This is a genomic window from Mesorhizobium sp. M0751 (assembly GCF_040320265.1).
Taxonomy (GTDB): domain Bacteria; phylum Pseudomonadota; class Alphaproteobacteria; order Rhizobiales; family Rhizobiaceae; genus Mesorhizobium.
Window position 1 is genome coordinate 342,478 of sequence record NZ_JAMYPH010000004.1, and the last position, 16,385, is coordinate 358,862.

Here is a 16,385-nt window from a genome sequence, read left to right on the forward strand (position 1 = left end):
TCCCGCCGATGGCAGGGCTGGGCTGGAACTCGCCCGGTCAGGGCCGAAAAATAAAAAACCCGCCTCGGCGGGCGGGTCTTCGGGGCCAATTGGCACCATAGCGAGATTAGTAGCATAGCTGCCGGCACAAAGCAAGAACAAAATTGCTGTATGTCAGGAAAATCGCTTCAGGCGCCAGCGGCGCAGCTGCTTATCTCCCCCCTCGAGGGGGAGATGGCCGGCAGGCCAGAGGGGGGTCGTCTCGCGTGGAGCTCCTGCCTGTTCTGTCGGTTAAGAGAGTCGCGTCAAGACGTACCGACCCCCTCTGTCGCCTTTGGCGACATCTCCCCCTCAAGGGGGGAGATAAGCAGCGTCAAGCTGCGTTCACCGATGCCATCCTGCCCGCAATATCCCGCAACGCCGCCTCGTCGGCCGCCGCCCGCACCTTCCTCGATGCTACGAGGCAGGCCTGCGAGCGCAGGATCACGCCATCGGCCAGCACTTTAAGATGGTTGGCGCGCAGCGTCGCGCCTGACGTGGTGATGTCGACCACGATATCGGCCAATCCCGCCGCCGGCGCGCCTTCGGTGGCGCCGAGGCTTTCGACGATGCGGTAGACCTGGATGCCGTGCTTTTGCGAAAAGAACTGCTGGGTCAGGCGCCAGTATTTGGTGGCGATCCTGAGCCGCCTTCCATGGCGCTGGCGGAAATCGGCGGCGACGTCGTCGAGGTCGGCCATGGTATCGACGTCGAGCCAGATGTCGGGCACGGCGACGACGACATCGGCATTGCCGAAACCGAGGCGGCCGATGATTTCGGCGCGCGCCTCGCAATCGGCAAGGTTTTCGCGCAAAAGGTCCTCGCCGGTGATGCCGAGATCGACCGAGCCCTGGCCGATTTCGCCTGCGATCTCGGAGGCCGACAGGAACGCTATCTCGACGCCGTTCAGGCCGTCGATGCGGGCGCGGTATTTGCGCTCGTCACCGGGCAGGCTGACGGCAAGCCCGGCCTTGGCCAGCATTTCCAGCGCCTGCTCCTTGAGCCGGCCTTTCGACGGCAGTGCCAGCGTGATCATGGCGCCGTCTCCCGCAGCGCCTCGATGCGGTCGAGCCAGACGGAAAAACCGACGCCGGGGATCGGCGTTTTGGCGCCGAGCAGCGTCAGCAGCCGGTCGTAGCGGCCGCCACCGGCGAGCGGCCGGTCGCCGCCCTGCGCCGCGATCTCGAAAACCAGCCCGGTGTAATAATCGAGCGGCCGTCCGAAGGCGGCGTCGTAACGGATTTCAGACATCGGCAGGCCGAGGCTTTCGATGGCCGCGGCGCGGGCGGCAAAATTCTCCAGCGCGGCGCCCAGCGAAAGCCCGGCATCGGACGCGAAACTTTCGAGCGCCCCGGCGGCGCTATCGAGCGGCACATCGATCGCCAGGAAACTCTTCAGCGCCGCGAAAGCCTCGTTCGACAGCCGTACGCTGCGCAGCTCGGCCTTCTCGATCAGCCGCCGCGCAATCTCGGATGGCGAACGCCCCGCCGTTGCCGACAGGCCGGCTTGTTCCATGCCGCCGGCGATATGGGCCGAAAGGCTGTCAAGATCGCCGTCGAGGACCAGCGTAGCGACCGGGCCGGCGAGCTGGCTGTTGCGCGGCGGATTGGCGAGGTCGGCAAGGGCAGCCTCCAGCATCGGCGCCGAGCCGAAGGCACGGGCCAGCCGCATGCGCCAGCCGCGCGGCAAGCCAAGCGCTGCCAGCACCGCTTCGAATATGGTCTGGTCGCCGAGCGTGACCGCCAGCTCCCGGCCGGGCAGCACCAGCGACAGCAGCGCATGCGCATCGGCCAGCGAACGCGCGTCGGCGGCGGCCGTGTCGCGGTCGCCGAGATCCTCGATGCCGGCCTGGAAGAATTCGTTGTCGCCCTCGCGGCGCTGGCGAAACACCTCGCCGAGATAGGAATAGCGGCGCGGCGTGCCGGCCTGGCTGGCAATGTGGTCGAGGCATACCGGAATGGTGAATTCCGGCCGCAGGCAAAGCGTCTGCCCGGTCTCGCTCTCGGTGAGAAAGATACGGCGCCGCAAATCCTCGCCGGCCATGTCGAGGAACGGATCGGCCGGCTGCAGCACGGCAACCTCGACCGCATGGGTGTTGCGCGCGGCGAAGAGCGTCGCGATGTCTGATGCGATGGCGGGGCGCGAGGTCATGGGGATGTAGGGCGCGAGGCACCCCCCTCTGGCCTGCCGGCCATCTCCCCCTCAAGGGGGGAGATTGGCAGCTTCGCGGTCGGCGCATCGCTTGCTATTTTGAAAACTTGGCGATGGCGGCGGCGAGATTGATCTCCCCCCTTGAGGGGGAGATGGCCGGCAGGCCAGAGGGGGGTGCTCACGCGCCACCTTTCGCCCGGTCGGCCGCCTGCGCCGCCAGTATCTTCTTCACCTCGGCGACCAGCCCACTCTCCGCCACGGTCACCTGCGCCGGCCGTGCGGCGCGCCATTCGGCGTTGTCCACAATCTCCGCCGACATCTTCGCACCCTCGATCAGGTCTTTGATCTGCAGCTCGCCCTTGGCGCGCTCGTCGCCGCCCTGGATGATGGCGACCGGGCTACCGCGGCGGTCGGCATATTTCAGCTGCGCCTTCATGCCGGCGCCGCCGAGATACATTTCCGAGCGGATGCCGGCGGCGCGCAGCTCGGCCACCATCTTCTGGTAGCGGCCGAGGCTTTCCGTATCCTTGTCCATGGTCAGCACGACGACCGGCGCGATGATATCGGAAGTATCGAGCTTGCCGAGGTTCTTCAGCGCCGTCATCAGGCGCGAGACGCCGATGGAAAAACCGGTAGCCGGCACCGGCTCGCCGCGGAAGCGCGAGACCAAACCGTCATAACGTCCGCCGCCGCCAACCGAACCGAAGCGCACGATCTGGCCGTCCTCGTTGGGAATTTCGGCCAGCAGCTCGGCCTCGTAGACCGGGCCGGTGTAATATTCGAGGCCGCGGACGACGGAAGGGTCGATGCGGATGCGATCCTCACCGTAGCCGCTTTGCGCGACCATGGTTCTTATCTGCTCCAACTCTGCAAGGCCCTCGACAAACGAGGCGTTCGTGATGCCCAGATGTTCGAGTTTCCTTTCCTCGATAAGATTGCTGAGACCGGGGTTGATGGATCCCAGTGTCTGGACAATTTTTTCGGGATCGTGCTGCGCCATGACTGTGAAATAGCTGATGACAACGTCGATTTGCGCATTGTCCAGCCCGGCGCCCTTGGTGAAATCACCGCTCTCGTCCTTGCGCCCCGCGCCCAAAAGCAGGCGCACGCCCTCGACACCAAGCTTGTCCAGCTTGTCGATCGCGCGCAGCACGGTCAGCCGGCGGCCGATATTCTCGTCGCCGCCGAGACCGATCGCCTCCAGCACGCCGTCGAGCACTTTGCGGTTGTTGACGCGGACGACGTAATCGCCGCGCTTGATGCCGAGCGCCTCCATCACGTCGGCCATCATCATCGCCATCTCGGCATCGGCGGCGACGCCCGGCGTGCCGACCGTGTCGGCGTCGAACTGCATGAACTGGCGAAAGCGGCCGGGACCGGGCTTCTCGTTGCGGAACACCCAGCCGGAGCGATAGCTGCGATAGGGTTTCGGCAGGCGCTCGAAATTTTCGGCGACAAAGCGCGCCATCGGCGCGGTCAGGTCGTAGCGCAGCGACAGCCACTGGTCGTCATCGTCCTGGAACGAGAACACGCCCTCGTTCGGCCGGTCCTGGTCGGGCAGGAATTTGCCGAGCGCATCGGTGTATTCGATCAGCGGCTGGTCGACCGGCTCGAAACCGTAGAGCTCGAAGACCGAGCGGATCGTGGCCATCATCTTCTCGACGGCGCGCAGATCGTCGGCGCCGCGGTCGACAAAGCCGCGCGGCAGCCGCGCTTTCATCTTTTCGGATTTGTCGGCCATGGAATGGGTACTTTGCTAGGTAATCGGTGACTTATTTCGGGTCGGCGTGTCCTACCGATGCAGCCCGGAGAAGGCAAGGGTGCGCTTCTCCCTGCTCCCCCTGCGCGAGAGGGCAGGAAAAAGATGCTGAAACAATTGCGCCATGCGCGCGGCATCGTGCCGACACAATCCGGGCCGATAAGCGCGCCGAAACACGGGGTTCGGGGCCATGGCCACGCTAGAAAAGTTCGACATCATCGATAGCGGCGCACGTGACGCCTCGGTCCGGCTGCGGCCGGCCGATGGTTATGCGCCGAAGACGAAGCAAATCGCCGGACCGTTCGAGATAGCAGCGCAACAGCGCAGCGGGCCGACCATGCGCGACGTGCTGATGACCGGCCTGCTGGTGATCTATCCGGTGTTCGCCGCGCTGGCGGCCATCCTCGCCGGGTTTTTCCTCGCCGGCGCCGGCGGCGCCTGAGCCGCTATTTCGGCCGCTTGAACGCCTTCCGCTCCGCCTCGACCGGCTCGCGGCAGACGCAGCCCTCAAGATGGTCGTTGACCAGTCCCATTGCCTGCATGAAGGCGTAGACGGTGGTCGGGCCGACAAAGCTCCAGCCGCGCTTCTTCAGCTCCTTCGAAATGCGGACCGAGACGGCCGTCGTCGGATTGGCGCGCAGATGGGCGAGATCGACGATCTCGGGCCGCTCGTCGGGGCCGGGCTCGAATTTCCAGAACCATGCGGCCAGCGAGCCGGCCTCGTCGATGAGTTCGCGGGCGCGTTTGGCGTTGTTGATGGTCGAGACGATCTTGCCGCGGTGGCGGATGATCCCGGCATTGCCAAGCAGGCGCTCGACATCCTGGTCGGTGAAGGCGGCGATCTTGTCGACATCGAAGCCGGCAAACGCCTCGCGGAAATTGTCGCGCTTGCGCAATATGGTTAGCCAGGACAGGCCCGACTGAAAACCTTCGAGGCAGATCTTCTCGAACAGGCGGCGGTCGTCGGCGACCGGCCGGCCCCATTCGTGGTCGTGGTAGTGCAGATAATCCGGCAGATTGCCGTGCCAGAAGCAGCGGGCGACGCCGTCGGGACCGGCAAGCAGACCTGTCTTTTCGTCCATGGCGGAATTCCGTTCGTGTCCTGGCGTTAACGCGTTTTGACGCGGCCTTTACCGCGGCTTTACCAGATTCCTGAACCTGGCGGTAACCACACCAAAAGCTTTACTGACAGATCGGTATTTTACGCATTCCGATTCATGTTTCGGTTGCCGCTTCGCGCTCAATGTCGGCGAAATCGGGGAGGCTTTGTACCCCGGCATGTTCGACGATCAAGGTGCGTTGCGATGAAGATATTCTTGTTCCCACTGTTCGGCGCCGCGGCCGTGCTTGCGGCCGGCACCGCCAATGCCAACGACCGCTATGCCGAGAGGCCGCCGGTGGTGGTCAGTCCCGACCTTTCGGCGCCCTGGGTGCTGCAGCTCGGCCATGCGCCGGGCATCGTGCGGCAGAGCCGGCAAGAGGCGCAGCCGCAACGGCGTTACCGGCGGCTGGCCGAACCGGATCAGCTACGCACCGCAGCGGTGCAGGCGCCGGCCAAGCGCATGGTGATGCGGCGGCAGATCGACCCGATGTATCTGCCGCAGGAAGTCGCCTATGACGGCCCGCAGAAGCCGGGCACGATCGTCATCGATACGCGAGAGAATTTCCTCTATCTGGTCGGCAAGAACGGCAAGGCGCGGCGCTACGGCGTCGGCACCGGCAAGCCGGGCTTCGAATGGTCCGGCACCCACAAGATCACCAACAAGCGCGTCTGGCCGGACTGGCGGCCGCCGGCGGTGATGATCGCCCGCGAAGCCGCCAAGGGCCGTTATCTGCCGACCTATCTCGCCGGCGGCATGGAAAACCCGCTCGGCGCACGCGCGCTCTATCTCGGTTCGACCGAGTACCGCATCCACGGCACCAACCAGCCCTGGACGATCGGCGGCGCCGTGTCGTCGGGCTGCATCCGCATGCGCAACGAGGACGTGGTCGACCTTTACGAACGCGTGAATATCGGAACAACGGTGGTGGTGATATAGTTGCGGTAACGAATCACCTGGTCTAGAAAGACATTAGCTTTGGCTTTCTAAGGCCAGATGAATGAATAACGGGGGACGGGCCGTGTGGGGATGCGGCCAGTCACGAAAGGGCAGCGCGGCAAGCCGTGCTGCCCTTTTTGTTTGCGCCAGCGCCAGCAAGAATTGACGGGAAGATTTCGCCAGCACGTCGCGCGACCGGCATGGCGGTTCGCTTTTCGCGCTGCCTTTTCGCCGTTGCCTTGCTATGTGGCGGCTAAAATCCAGATAAAGGCCCCATCCCGATGTCCCTTTCCGATGACAGCCGCTATCTCAGAGGCGGCCCGGTTGCCCAACGCATCATCGCCGGCGTGCGCGAAGACGCCGCGATCGCAACAGCCGAAGGCTTTCCGCCCAAGCTGGTATCGATCACCGTCGGCGACACCGCGGCGGTCGATGTCTATGTCCGCAACCAGCGCGCCAAGGCGGGGCTGGCCGGCATCGGCTTCGAGGAAAGGCGTTTTCGCGCCGACATCACCGCCGGCGAACTCGAAGCGGCGATCCACGGGCTTAACGCCGATCCGCGCGTCACCGGCATCATCATCCAGCGGCCGGTGCCGGTGCACATTCCGATCAAGACGCTGCAGGCGGCGGTGCATCCGCTCAAGGATGTCGAGGGCATGCATCCGGCCTCGATCGGCAACATCGTTTACAACCAGCTCGACCTGGCGCCCTGCACCGCCGCCGCCTCGGTCGAACTGCTCAGGGAAACCGGGCTCGACCTCAAGGGGCTCGAAGTGGTGGTCGTCGGCCATTCCGAGATCGTCGGCAAGCCGATCGCCTTCCTTTTGATGAGCGAAGGCGCGACAGTGACGGTCTGCCATCACATGACACGCTCGGTGGCGGCACACGCACGCCGCGCCGACGCGCTGTTCGTCGCCGTCGGCAAGCCGCGGCTGATCAAGGCCGACATGGTCAAGCCGGGTGCGGCGGTCATCGATATCGGCATCAATTCGGAGATCGGGCCGGACGGCGAAAGCCGCATCGTCGGCGACGTCGATGCCGAGAGCGTCAGGCATGTCGCGTCGTGGATCACGCCGGTGCCGGGCGGCGTCGGCCCGATCACCGTGGCGATCCTGCTGCGCAACACGATGGTGGCGCTCAGCCGCCAGCGCGCCCGCTACCAGGCAACCTACGGCACGGCGGACAGGCTGGCGGCGGAGTAGGCGCTTTCGTCACGTGTATTGCAGCACATGGCAGGTGATCCGGGACTCGTCATCCCAGAAGACGTAGAGCATGCCGCCGCTGCCCCAGAAGAAACCAGCGAGTGAATCGAACTGAAGAAGAAATTTCATTTCCCGCTCCGTTCCGGGAACGACTGGAAACTGCGGTCCCTGAATCCACGACGGCAACCCACCGAGCCGAAACAGGTTTTGCCTTGAATTGCTTATCCCGTACGACTGCCTGAGCCATCGTTTAGGGGTCGGTGCCAACTGAACAGTTCTTTTCTCGGCGGCTTGTGCAGGCCTCACAATATAGGGCGAATGCAGAGGCGCGATCGGCGTCAGCATACCGGCAGCGTCGTGGGAATAATAGGTCGGTTGGAGAGAATTTGCACAGGTCTCGATACGGAGTCTGGGGATGCGCATCGTCAGCTCGCTCCCAAGGTTGTCCAGAGTAACCAGATGTATCAGTCGCTCGCGACAGGCCGGGCACACTGCCGATCCCTCGCCGCCAACCGTAAATGGCGGTCCTGCCCCCGGCAGGTGCCAAGTGGGATGGTTGCGATGCGTCGGAAAAGACATGTCGCTCGGAGCGCCTTCCTCAAAGATGAAATGATGACATGCCGGCGGCGAACGAGGATCATCATGCGTCAGCCAGTCTGCGAAATCGGGAATGTCAGCCAACGTGCTGTCTGGAAACAATTCCGGCGCCTGCAAGGCAACGTGAGCCAGCAGATCCTCCACGTCTATTCCGCGTTTCACTTCCTCTTGCAGGAAAAATGCCAGGCGAGCCAAATGCGCGTCGTCGAGAAACGAAATCACGTCATCAATCAAAGTGGTCTGGTGAACGTCGGCTGCTACCGCCGCCTTTATCAGCGCAAATAGGAATTCGGACCCGTCCTTGAGATGCCGAGCCGCGATTGCCGTGCAGTCTTCAAAGCGTGCCTGGATTGTCGCGCGCGGCGTCTTCGACAACAGCCGAACGATGGTTTCAATCTCTAGTGATTCTAAATCGGACATTGCCCTATTCTCATGAGCGAATGCAGAGCAATCAACCCATTCTTGGCGGCTCGCCACCATAAGCCCAGTCGAGCAGCTTTATCGTGTGCACCACCGGCAGCTTGGCGGCGGAGGCAAGCTGGGTGATGCAGCCGATATTACCGGTGGCGACGATTTCGGCGCCGGTCGCTTCGATATTCCTGACCTTGCGGTCGCGCAGCGTCGCCGAAATCCCGGGCTGCAGGATGTTGTAGGTGCCGGCCGAACCGCAGCAGAGATGCCCCTCGCGCGGCTCGCGCACGACGAAGCCAGCTTTGACCAAAAGCTCCTTCGGCTGGCGGGTAATCTTCTGGCCGTGCTGCATCGAGCAGGCCGAATGATAGGCGACGATAGTGCCCGGCTTGCGCACCGGCTCCGGCAGGTCGAGGCTGGCCAGATATTCGGTGATGTCCCTGGCCAGCGCCGACACCCGCGCCGCCTTGTCGGCATAGGCCGGATCGAGGCGCAGCATGAAGCCGTAGTCCTTGATGGTGGTGCCGCAGCCGGAGGCAGTAATGATTATCGCGTCGAGCCCGCCTTGCTCGATGGCGCGCGTCCAGGCGTCGACGTTCCGTCGGGCGGAGGCCAAGGCAGCGCCCTCGCGGCCCATGTGATGCACCAGCGCCCCGCAACAGCCCTCGCCCTCAGGCACCACGACCTCGACACCAAGCCGGGTCAGCAGCGAGATCGTCGTGTCGTTGATGCCGGGATCGAGCACCGATTGCGCGCAGCCGGTGAGGATGGCGACGCGGCCATTTTTCTGGGCGCCCTGCCCGGCATGGATGCCCGGCGAAGCCATCGGCGAAACTGCCGGGACCGACGCCGGGGCCAGCTTCAGCATCGCCGCCAGCGGCTTCAATGCCGAGATTTTCTCGAACAGACCGGCGAATGGCTGGCCGAACTTTGCCAGCTTGAGCGCGGCGCGGAAGCGCTTGGGATAGGGCAGCACGAAGGCCAGTATGGCGCGGGTCAGGCGGTCGGCCAGCGGACGCCTGTAGGTCTCCTCGATATGGGCGCGGGCGTGGTCGACCAGATGCATGTAGTTGACGCCCGACGGGCAGGTGGTCATGCAGGCGAGGCAGGACAGGCAGCGGTCGATATGGGTGACGATCTCCTTGTCGGCGGGACGGCCGTTTTCCAGCATGTCCTTGATCAGATAAATTCGGCCGCGCGGTGAATCCAGTTCGTTGCCGAGCGTCACATAGGTCGGGCAGGTGGCCGTGCAGAAGCCGCAATGCACGCATTTGCGCAGGATCTTCTCCGATTCCGCGACATGCGGATCGGCGAGCTGGGCAGCTGAGAAATTGGTCTGCATCGACTTCGCTACTCTTCCGGCTCGAAGCGAAAATCGATCGCATAGCGCATCAACTTCAATGCGGGCACGACCCTAGCCGCCGATCTGGAACGCTTGTCGAATTCGTCGGCCACTAAGATTCCACGAACGACACGGCCTTCTTCTTCTTCCTCTGCCAAATCCCCCATGTAGCCTAGAATTTGGCCAATCGCACGGCTGTCCGCCTTCCCAGCTTTCAGTTCGATCACAACCAGCGCGCCATCTTTGCTGTCAATGCAAGTGATATCGATCAAGCCCGAGTCAACTGATCGTTCGGCGCCATCGTCTATGATTGAGAGCGTAGCGCCCAACTGTCCTATTCGGAGGCGCAACGCGGCTTGCATATCGCGCTCAAGCGAGAGTTTTTGACGAAAAAACTCGGCCTCGGCCTCGATCGGCGCTGGCATAGAGGCAGGTCCTAAAATGACCGGCGCTTCGACATCAGACCGCTCCCAACCTGTCAGAAACTTGCGATATCTCACCACCGCATTCTTATAGGAGGCAAGATTATTCCGAATATTTCCTTCGATCTGTATCTTAGACGGATTGGGCTTATTATGACGCCCGTCTTCGGCCGAATAGTTCAATTCATCTATAATGTTTTGCAGTGTCCCGTTGGCGAAATGTGCATCGAGGTCGCCGTAGAATTTTTCCACACGCCCAACACGATGGAGTTGGGCGGTGATTGTGCCTGAGTCGTATTTCTGTTCTTCGAGCCATGCCTTATAATCTTGTCTCATAATCTTCTCTCATTGCCCCAGAAACCAGCTGTCCGGGTTCTTGACCGGCTCGCCGCGCTGTAGCGCCTGCAGGCCGAGAATACAGCGGGCGATGAACCAGACGGCAACGGCAACCATCAGCACGACACCGATGACCACGACCATCAGCAGCGCCGAGATCAGCGCATAGAGCAGGCCGATCCAGAAGGTGCGGATCAGGAACGTGTAATGGCTCTCGACGAAGCCGCCGGCCTTGCCGCGATTGATATAGGCCAGGACGATGCCGACAATGTCGCTGACCCCGATGGCTAGGCCGGCGAGATAGAGGATGTAGATGACCAGCGCATTGGTCGGACCGGGCTCCAGCCAGCGGTCGGTCTGGCGTGACGTACCGTTTTGGCCTGGATCGCTCATTGTGCTCCTCCCTCGGTTGCCGGCGAAAGAGTAGCAGAGCCTGCGCCCGGCACCATACGCCCCGGATTGAGGATATTCTTCGGGTCGAATTCGGCCTTCAGCCGCGCCGACAGTGCAGCCAGTTGCGGCGCTTGCGGTTCGAACACGGGTATCGCAGCGCGGTGCGAAGGGGTTGCGCGCACCAGCGTTGCATGGCCGCCGCCATGTTTTTTGATCAGGCCGCGCAACAGGCCGGCCTCGGGATCGTCCTGCTGCATGCGCAGCCAGATCAGCCCGCCCTGCCAATCGTAGAAGGCATCGACCGCGGCCTGCATGCGCAGCGCCAGCACCATAAGGTGGCCCTGCGACGGCGCCATCGAGACGCGCCATACCGGCCTTTCGCTGCCATCGGCGAACGGCCCGCAATCGCGGATATCGCGCCAGACCGAATACGAGACCGAACCCGAAATCTCATGCAGCGGCCCGGCGTTTTTCAGCAGGCCTTTCAGCGCGGCGATGCGGTAGGCGACCGACGGGCCGAAGCCCTCGATGCGCAGCAGCGTCGCAGCATCGCTGCCGAGACTTCCGCCGGCGACCCGCGCGGCGACCCGTTCGGGAAGATGGGCAGCGCTCGACACTTCGGCGCTCGAGCCGAGCGCCAGCGCCATGGCGGCGACGGCATGATCGTCGAGCAGGCCGCGGATCGCGAGCGTGACTTCGGTCTCGGCTGAAGGCAGCACCTTGAAGGTGACGTCTGTGAACACCGCCAGTGTGCCCCAGCTGTTGGCCATCAGCTTGGACAGATCATAGCCGGTGACGTTCTTGACCACGCGGCCGCCGGACTTGAAGGCCTCGCCGCGCCCGGAAACGGCCGCTATGCCGAGAATGTGGTCGCGTGCAGCACCGGCCTTCAGCCGGCGCGGCCCGGAAAGGTTCGCGGCGAGTGCGCCGCCGATCGTGCCTCGCCCTGGCTCACCGCCGAGCAGCGGGCCGTAATCCATCGGTTCGAAGGCCAATTGCTGGCCGTTTTCGGCAAGCAGGCTTTCGATCTCGGCCAGCGGCGTGCCGGCTTTTGCCGACAGCACCAGTTCGGCCGGCTCGTAAAGCATGACGCCGGAGAGTTTGGAAAGGTCGAGCGTATGCTCACTCTGCTGCGGCCGGCCGATGCCGCGCTTGGAGCCGTGGCCGAGGATTTCGAGCGGGGAGTCTTCCGCGGCTGCCCAGGCGACGGTGGAGAGGGTTTCCGCGGCGGTTGAGGGGGTGAAGGTGGTCATGGCGACATAACCACCTCGAAGGAAAATAAGTCGAGTTCCTTCGCGCCCCCCTCTGTCCTGCCGGACATCTCCCCCTCAAGGGGGGAGATCGAATGCGGCGTTGGGTTTCGCCAATCTTCAACCTCCAAGAAAGAGCGAGGCGCGCAAGCTGCCAATCTCCCCCCTTGAGGGGGAGATGTCCGGCAGGACAGAGGGGGGTGTTCAAGCGCCAACGCTTCCACTCAAAACCTCGGAATGTCCGGAAACGCCGTCTGCCCGCGATGCACGTGCATCCTCCCGAGTTCGGCGCATCGCCTCAGCTGCGGGAAGACCTTGCCAGGGTTGAGCAGATGGTTGGGGTCGAAGGCGCATTTGACGCGCATCTGCTGGTCGAGATCGATCTGGTTGAACATTTCCGGCATCAGGTCGCGCTTCTCGACGCCCACCCCGTGCTCGCCGGTCAGGACGCCGCCGACCTTGACGCAGAGCCGCAATATGTCGGCGCCGAAGCTTTCCGCCTTGTCGAGTTCGCCCGGCACGTTGGCGTCGTAAAGGATCAGCGGATGCAGATTGCCGTCGCCGGCGTGGAAGACATTGGCGACGCCGAGCCCGTATTTCTCCGACAGTTCGCGCATGCCGGCGAGGACGCGCGGCAGTTCCTTGCGCGGTATGGTGCCGTCCATGCAGTAATAGTCGGGCGAGATGCGGCCGACTGCCGGGAAGGCCGCCTTGCGGCCGGCCCAGAAGCTCAGCCGCTCCTGTTCCGATTGCGAGATGCGGCATGTGGTCGAGCCGTTCCTATAGGCGATGGCCTCGACCAGGCCGATCAGGTGATCGACCTCGACACCCGGCCCGTCCAGCTCGACGATCAGCAGCGCCTCGACATCGAGCGGATAGCCGGCCTGGACGAAATCCTCGGCGGCGTGGATGGCCGGGCGGTCCATCATCTCCATGCCGCCCGGGATGATGCCGGCGCCGATGATGTCGGCGACGCATTGGCCGGCCTGCTCGCTGGTCGGGAAGCCGATCAGCAGGGCACGCGCCGTCTCCGGCTTCTTCAGGATGCGCACGGTGACCTCGGTGACGACGCCGAGCAGTCCTTCGGAGCCGGTCATCACGCCGAGCAGGTCGTAGCCTTCCGCGTCGAGATGGCTGCCGCCGAGGCGCACCACCTCGCCATTCATCAGCACCATCTCGACGCCGAGCACATTGTTGGCGGTGAGACCGTATTTCAGGCAGTGCACGCCGCCGGAATTTTCCGCGACATTGCCGCCGATCGAGCAGGCGATCTGGGAGGATGGATCGGGGGCGTAATAGAAGCCCTCCTGCTCGACGGCGGTCGTGATGCCGAGATTGGTGACGCCGGGCTGGGCGACGACGATGCGGTTCTGAAAATCAATCTCGAGGATGCGGTTGAAGCGGCTCATCACCAGCAGCACCGCGTCCTCGAGCGGCAGCGCGCCGCCGGAGAGCGAGGTGCCGGAGCCGCGCGGCACGACGCGGATGTTGCGGTCGCTGCAATATTTCAGCACGCGCGAGACCTGCGCCACGGTTTGCGGCAGTACCACGACCAGCGGCAATTGCCGGTAGGCGGTGAGCCCGTCGCTCTCGAAGGCGCGCATTGCATTGGCGGCGTCGACGACGCCCTCGCCCGGCACGATGATGCGCATATCGGCGACGATCACGTCACGCCGGCGCATCGTGGCCTCGTCTGGTTTCGGCATGGCAAGGCCGGACATCGACAGCCTCCTTCGATCGACTGGTAAAAATCTTTTACCAGCGACGGCTGTCGGTTGCAAATGCCGCTTTGGCCGGGATGGAAGGCCTGTGGCCGGGACAGGCTTCCGCAGCGGCAATCTGCCGCTGGCTTTCTCCCCCCTTGAGGGGGAGATGGCCGCGAAGCGGTCAGAGGGGGTCCTGGCGCGTAAAGTGCCAACGTCATTTCTTGTCGGTAGAGCGTTGGCGCTCCACGCGAGGCGACCCCCTCTGTCGCCTTCGGCGACATCTCCTCCTCAAGGGGGGAGATTACCTGCCTACTCGCCCGGCTGCTTGCCTGGTTCGGAGTGCATGCGGCGGACGCGGCGCACGCCCCACCAGACGAGCAGGACGGCGAGCGGCACCGAGGCGGCGGTGACCATTTCCGGCGCAAAGGCATGGCCGAAGATCGAGACGCCCTTGGCGACGTAGCCGATGAGGCCGACGACATAGTAGGACACCGCGGCGACCGAGAGCCCCTCCACCGTTTGCTGCAGGCGTAATTGCAGGCGGGCGCGATTGTTCATCGATGCCAAAAGATCGCGGTTCTGCTTCTCGACCTCGACGTCCACCCAGGTGCGCAGCAGCGTGGTGGCACGGGTGAGCTTCGTCGACAGGTTGGCCTGACGCTCCTCGACCGAACGGCAGGTACGCATCGCCGGCGCGACGCGGCGCTGAAGAAAACCGCCCCAGGTGTCGTAGCCGGGCACCGCCTCTTCCTCGAGCGCCTCCAGCCGCTCGCCGACGATGCCGTCATAGGCGCGGCTGGCGCCGAAGCGGTAGAGGCTGGAGGCGGCATCGGCCTCCAGCTCGGCGGCAAGCTCGGTCAAGTCGGCAAGCAAGGTCTGGCTGTCCCGGGTCTCGGCGACCTTCATTTCCAGCGTGGTCTGGGCCAGCCTGTCCTCGATGCGGCGGGCCCGCCCCGAAAGCGTCAGCGCCAGCGGCAGGCCGAGCATGGCCAGCGTGCGGTAAGTTTCGATATCGATCAGCCGCTGCGACAGCGCCCCGGTGCGCGCCGGCGTCAGGCCGCGGTCGAGCACCAGCATGCGGGTCAAGCCGTCGCCATCCTGACGGAAATCGGTGACGATGGCCGCGTTGCCGCGCTCGACCAGCGAATAGCACAGGCTGGTCGGGTCGAAACCGGCGATCAGTTTTTCGTTCGCCGGCGTCCATTTGCGGATTTCCAGCCTGATGCCGGAAATCACCGTGCCCGGCGGCGAAAACCCGTTGCCGAAGGGTGTGTCTCCTTGCCCCCTGCCGTTTTCGGCGAGCGGGCCTTCCCAGAGATAGGTCGAGAACTCCGTGTGGCGTTCCCAGCGCAACGAGCCCTTGCCCCATTTCATCGCGTGGTGGCGGGCGTGAGGGTCGGGCGCGGCGATGCCGAGGCGTCGCGACAATTCGGAAAGCACGGCCTGATCGACGCCGGATCCAGCTTCGGTCATGAAGGAAAGTTGCACCAGCACGCGCGGCTTTTCGACCAGCGGCTGCGGCCGGGCGTGGACCTCGCCAAGCGCACCGGGGCGACCTTCATGCGCCGGAAAGCCCATGACGCTGCCGCCCACTCCTTTGGCGCGCAGCTGGAATTCGAGGTTGGAAGGGTCGGCGTCTGGCACGGCTGGTCCCCGGGCTTCTCTGAGCCCTTTGGCAATGATGTCCCTAGAGGGTCCATCGTTTCACGGAAACGCCGAACCGCTCTATCTCTTTGTTTCTGCGCAATTCCGGACGGAAAACCGTTTCACACTTTTCCTGGAATTGCTCTAGAGGCAATCTCGAGGGGACGCAAACACCAGTTTAGCTGAAGCTGATATGAAGCCGCGGCTGTGAAACCGGCCCGGCCGGGCGAATTGGATAAATAATTTGACCAGTTGACGACGCTGGCTTTATCTTGCGCAACATCGGTTCAACCCCCAGGCCCCCGTTTGAGCGACATTTTCTCCCGGATCGAGCATTCGCGCACCGCCGACGAGGTGGTGCAGCAGATCGAGAGCCTGATCCTCGAAGGCGTCCTGCGCACCGGCGACCGGCTGCCGGGCGAACGCGAGCTGGCCCGCCAGTTCGAGGTGTCGCGGCCGATCCTGCGCGATGCCTTGAAAGCCTTGGAAGGGCGCGGGCTGTTGACGACACGGCCAGGCGGCGGCACCCATGTCGCCGATGTCATCGGCCAGCTGTTCACCAAGCCGGTGACCGACCTGATCTCTATGCATCGCAAGGCGGTGACCGACTATCTGGAGTACCGCCGCGAGATCGAGGCGGTGGCGGCGGAATATGCGGCGCGGCGCGCCACATCGGACGATCTGGCGCTGCTCGACCGCATCATGGCACGTATGGACGAGGCGCACCGGACCGGCAATTTCGACGACGAGGCGGAAATCGACGTCGAGTTCCATCACGCGATCTGCGAATGCGCGCACAACATCATCCTGCTGCACACGCTGCGCTCCTGCTATCGGCTGCTGTCGGAAGGCGTGTTCCAGAACCGGCGGCTGGTGTTCAGCGTGCCGGGCGCGCGCGAGGCGCTGCTTTCGCAGCACCGGGCAATCTACGCCGCGGTCAAGGCCGGCGATCCGGCCGCGGCGCGGCAGGCGGCGATGGACCACATCTCCTATGTCGAACGGTCGATGGCAGAGGCCGAGCGCAGCGGCGACTGGCAACGCGTGTCGCGGCTGAGGCTCAGGCAGCGCTCCGAGCCCGGTGACGGCGAGCCGGCAAGAAAACAGCCGTAGGCACC

15 protein-coding genes are annotated in these 16,385 nt (G+C 64.0%); 4 read left to right on the forward strand and 11 right to left on the reverse strand.

Annotation, left to right across the window (positions count from 1 at the left end):
- Positions 1-352 precede the first annotated feature (352 nt).
- The 3 genes from hisG to hisS form a co-directional block, all read right to left on the reverse strand.
- Positions 353-1,054, reverse strand: a complete 702-nt coding sequence (hisG, locus tag NKI19_RS09445; protein ID WP_352488368.1) for an ATP phosphoribosyltransferase — start codon at positions 1,052-1,054, stop codon at positions 353-355.
- Complete coding sequence (locus NKI19_RS09450) at positions 1,051-2,169, reverse strand: ATP phosphoribosyltransferase regulatory subunit (protein WP_352488367.1); 1,119 nt, start codon at positions 2,167-2,169, stop codon at positions 1,051-1,053. Before NKI19_RS09450 ends, hisG begins: the two co-directional genes overlap by 4 nt.
- A 178-nt stretch (positions 2,170-2,347) precedes the next feature.
- Entirely contained in the window at positions 2,348-3,910 is a 1,563-nt protein-coding gene (gene hisS, locus NKI19_RS09455) for a histidine--tRNA ligase (RefSeq protein WP_352488366.1), read from the reverse strand.
- Between the two features lie 208 nt (positions 3,911-4,118).
- Between hisS and NKI19_RS09460 the strand changes: the two genes are divergently transcribed.
- Complete coding sequence (locus tag NKI19_RS09460; protein ID WP_352488365.1) at positions 4,119-4,370, forward strand: hypothetical protein; 252 nt, start codon at positions 4,119-4,121, stop codon at positions 4,368-4,370.
- A gap of 4 nt (positions 4,371-4,374) precedes the next feature.
- Here NKI19_RS09460 and NKI19_RS09465 read toward each other — a convergent pair whose 3' ends face one another.
- Positions 4,375-5,010: a DNA-3-methyladenine glycosylase I gene (locus NKI19_RS09465; RefSeq protein WP_352488364.1), complete on the reverse strand. Its 636-nt coding sequence runs from the start codon at positions 5,008-5,010 to the stop codon at positions 4,375-4,377.
- A 222-nt stretch (positions 5,011-5,232) separates the two neighbouring features.
- Between NKI19_RS09465 and NKI19_RS09470 the strand changes: the two genes are divergently transcribed.
- Entirely contained in the window at positions 5,233-5,967 is a 735-nt protein-coding gene (locus NKI19_RS09470; protein WP_352488363.1) for a L,D-transpeptidase, read from the forward strand.
- A gap of 281 nt (positions 5,968-6,248) precedes the next feature.
- The gene (locus tag NKI19_RS09475) at positions 6,249-7,169 is read left to right on the forward strand and encodes a bifunctional 5,10-methylenetetrahydrofolate dehydrogenase/5,10-methenyltetrahydrofolate cyclohydrolase (protein WP_292664484.1); all 921 of its coding nucleotides are present in this window, start codon (positions 6,249-6,251) and stop codon (positions 7,167-7,169) included.
- A gap of 9 nt (positions 7,170-7,178) precedes the next feature.
- On the opposite strand, the gene NKI19_RS09480 is transcribed toward NKI19_RS09475, so the two are convergent.
- From NKI19_RS09480 to NKI19_RS09510, 7 genes are all read right to left on the reverse strand, one after another.
- A complete protein-coding gene (locus tag NKI19_RS09480) occupies positions 7,179-8,186 on the reverse strand; it encodes a hypothetical protein (protein ID WP_352488362.1) in 1,008 nt (335 codons plus the stop codon).
- A gap of 31 nt (positions 8,187-8,217) precedes the next feature.
- Positions 8,218-9,519, reverse strand: coding sequence for a glycolate oxidase subunit GlcF (gene glcF / locus NKI19_RS09485; RefSeq protein WP_352488361.1), 1,302 nt, complete (start codon positions 9,517-9,519; stop codon positions 8,218-8,220).
- A gap of 8 nt (positions 9,520-9,527) precedes the next feature.
- A complete protein-coding gene (locus tag NKI19_RS09490; RefSeq protein ID WP_352564857.1) occupies positions 9,528-10,277 on the reverse strand; it encodes an endonuclease NucS domain-containing protein in 750 nt (249 codons plus the stop codon).
- 9 nt (positions 10,278-10,286) lie between these two features.
- Positions 10,287-10,670: a DUF4870 family protein gene (locus NKI19_RS09495; protein ID WP_352564859.1), complete on the reverse strand. Its 384-nt coding sequence runs from the start codon at positions 10,668-10,670 to the stop codon at positions 10,287-10,289.
- Positions 10,667-11,923 (reverse strand): FAD-binding protein, encoded by a 1,257-nt coding sequence (locus tag NKI19_RS09500; RefSeq protein ID WP_352488357.1) that lies wholly within the window; start codon positions 11,921-11,923, stop codon positions 10,667-10,669. Before NKI19_RS09500 ends, NKI19_RS09495 begins: the two co-directional genes overlap by 4 nt.
- Before the next feature lie 221 nt (positions 11,924-12,144).
- Positions 12,145-13,641: an FAD-linked oxidase C-terminal domain-containing protein gene (locus NKI19_RS09505; protein ID WP_352488356.1), complete on the reverse strand. Its 1,497-nt coding sequence runs from the start codon at positions 13,639-13,641 to the stop codon at positions 12,145-12,147.
- Between the two features lie 294 nt (positions 13,642-13,935).
- The gene (locus tag NKI19_RS09510) at positions 13,936-15,270 is read right to left on the reverse strand and encodes a DUF3422 family protein (protein WP_352488354.1); all 1,335 of its coding nucleotides are present in this window, start codon (positions 15,268-15,270) and stop codon (positions 13,936-13,938) included.
- Positions 15,271-15,576: 306 nt separating this feature from the next.
- Between NKI19_RS09510 and NKI19_RS09515 the strand changes: the two genes are divergently transcribed.
- On the forward strand, positions 15,577-16,380 hold the full coding sequence (locus tag NKI19_RS09515; RefSeq protein ID WP_352488352.1) for a FadR/GntR family transcriptional regulator: 804 nt from the start codon (positions 15,577-15,579) through the stop codon (positions 16,378-16,380).
- The last annotated feature ends 5 nt before the right edge of the window (positions 16,381-16,385 follow it).

Coding starts and splice junctions, on each gene's coding strand:
- glcF (WP_352488361.1), bottom strand. CDS start 9,519: ATGCAGACCAATTTCTCAGCTGCCCAGCTCGCCGATCCGCATGTCGCG.
- NKI19_RS09475 (WP_292664484.1), top strand. CDS start 6,249: ATGTCCCTTTCCGATGACAGCCGCTATCTCAGAGGCGGCCCGGTTGCC.
- hisG (WP_352488368.1), bottom strand. CDS start 1,054: ATGATCACGCTGGCACTGCCGTCGAAAGGCCGGCTCAAGGAGCAGGCG.
- NKI19_RS09505 (WP_352488356.1), bottom strand. CDS start 13,641: ATGTCCGGCCTTGCCATGCCGAAACCAGACGAGGCCACGATGCGCCGG.
- NKI19_RS09480 (WP_352488362.1), bottom strand. CDS start 8,186: ATGTCCGATTTAGAATCACTAGAGATTGAAACCATCGTTCGGCTGTTG.
- NKI19_RS09490 (WP_352564857.1), bottom strand. CDS start 10,277: ATGAGACAAGATTATAAGGCATGGCTCGAAGAACAGAAATACGACTCA.
- NKI19_RS09495 (WP_352564859.1), bottom strand. CDS start 10,670: ATGAGCGATCCAGGCCAAAACGGTACGTCACGCCAGACCGACCGCTGG.
- NKI19_RS09500 (WP_352488357.1), bottom strand. CDS start 11,923: ATGACCACCTTCACCCCCTCAACCGCCGCGGAAACCCTCTCCACCGTC.
- hisS (WP_352488366.1), bottom strand. CDS start 3,910: ATGGCCGACAAATCCGAAAAGATGAAAGCGCGGCTGCCGCGCGGCTTT.
- NKI19_RS09470 (WP_352488363.1), top strand. CDS start 5,233: ATGAAGATATTCTTGTTCCCACTGTTCGGCGCCGCGGCCGTGCTTGCG.
- NKI19_RS09460 (WP_352488365.1), top strand. CDS start 4,119: ATGGCCACGCTAGAAAAGTTCGACATCATCGATAGCGGCGCACGTGAC.
- NKI19_RS09465 (WP_352488364.1), bottom strand. CDS start 5,010: ATGGACGAAAAGACAGGTCTGCTTGCCGGTCCCGACGGCGTCGCCCGC.
- NKI19_RS09450 (WP_352488367.1), bottom strand. CDS start 2,169: ATGACCTCGCGCCCCGCCATCGCATCAGACATCGCGACGCTCTTCGCC.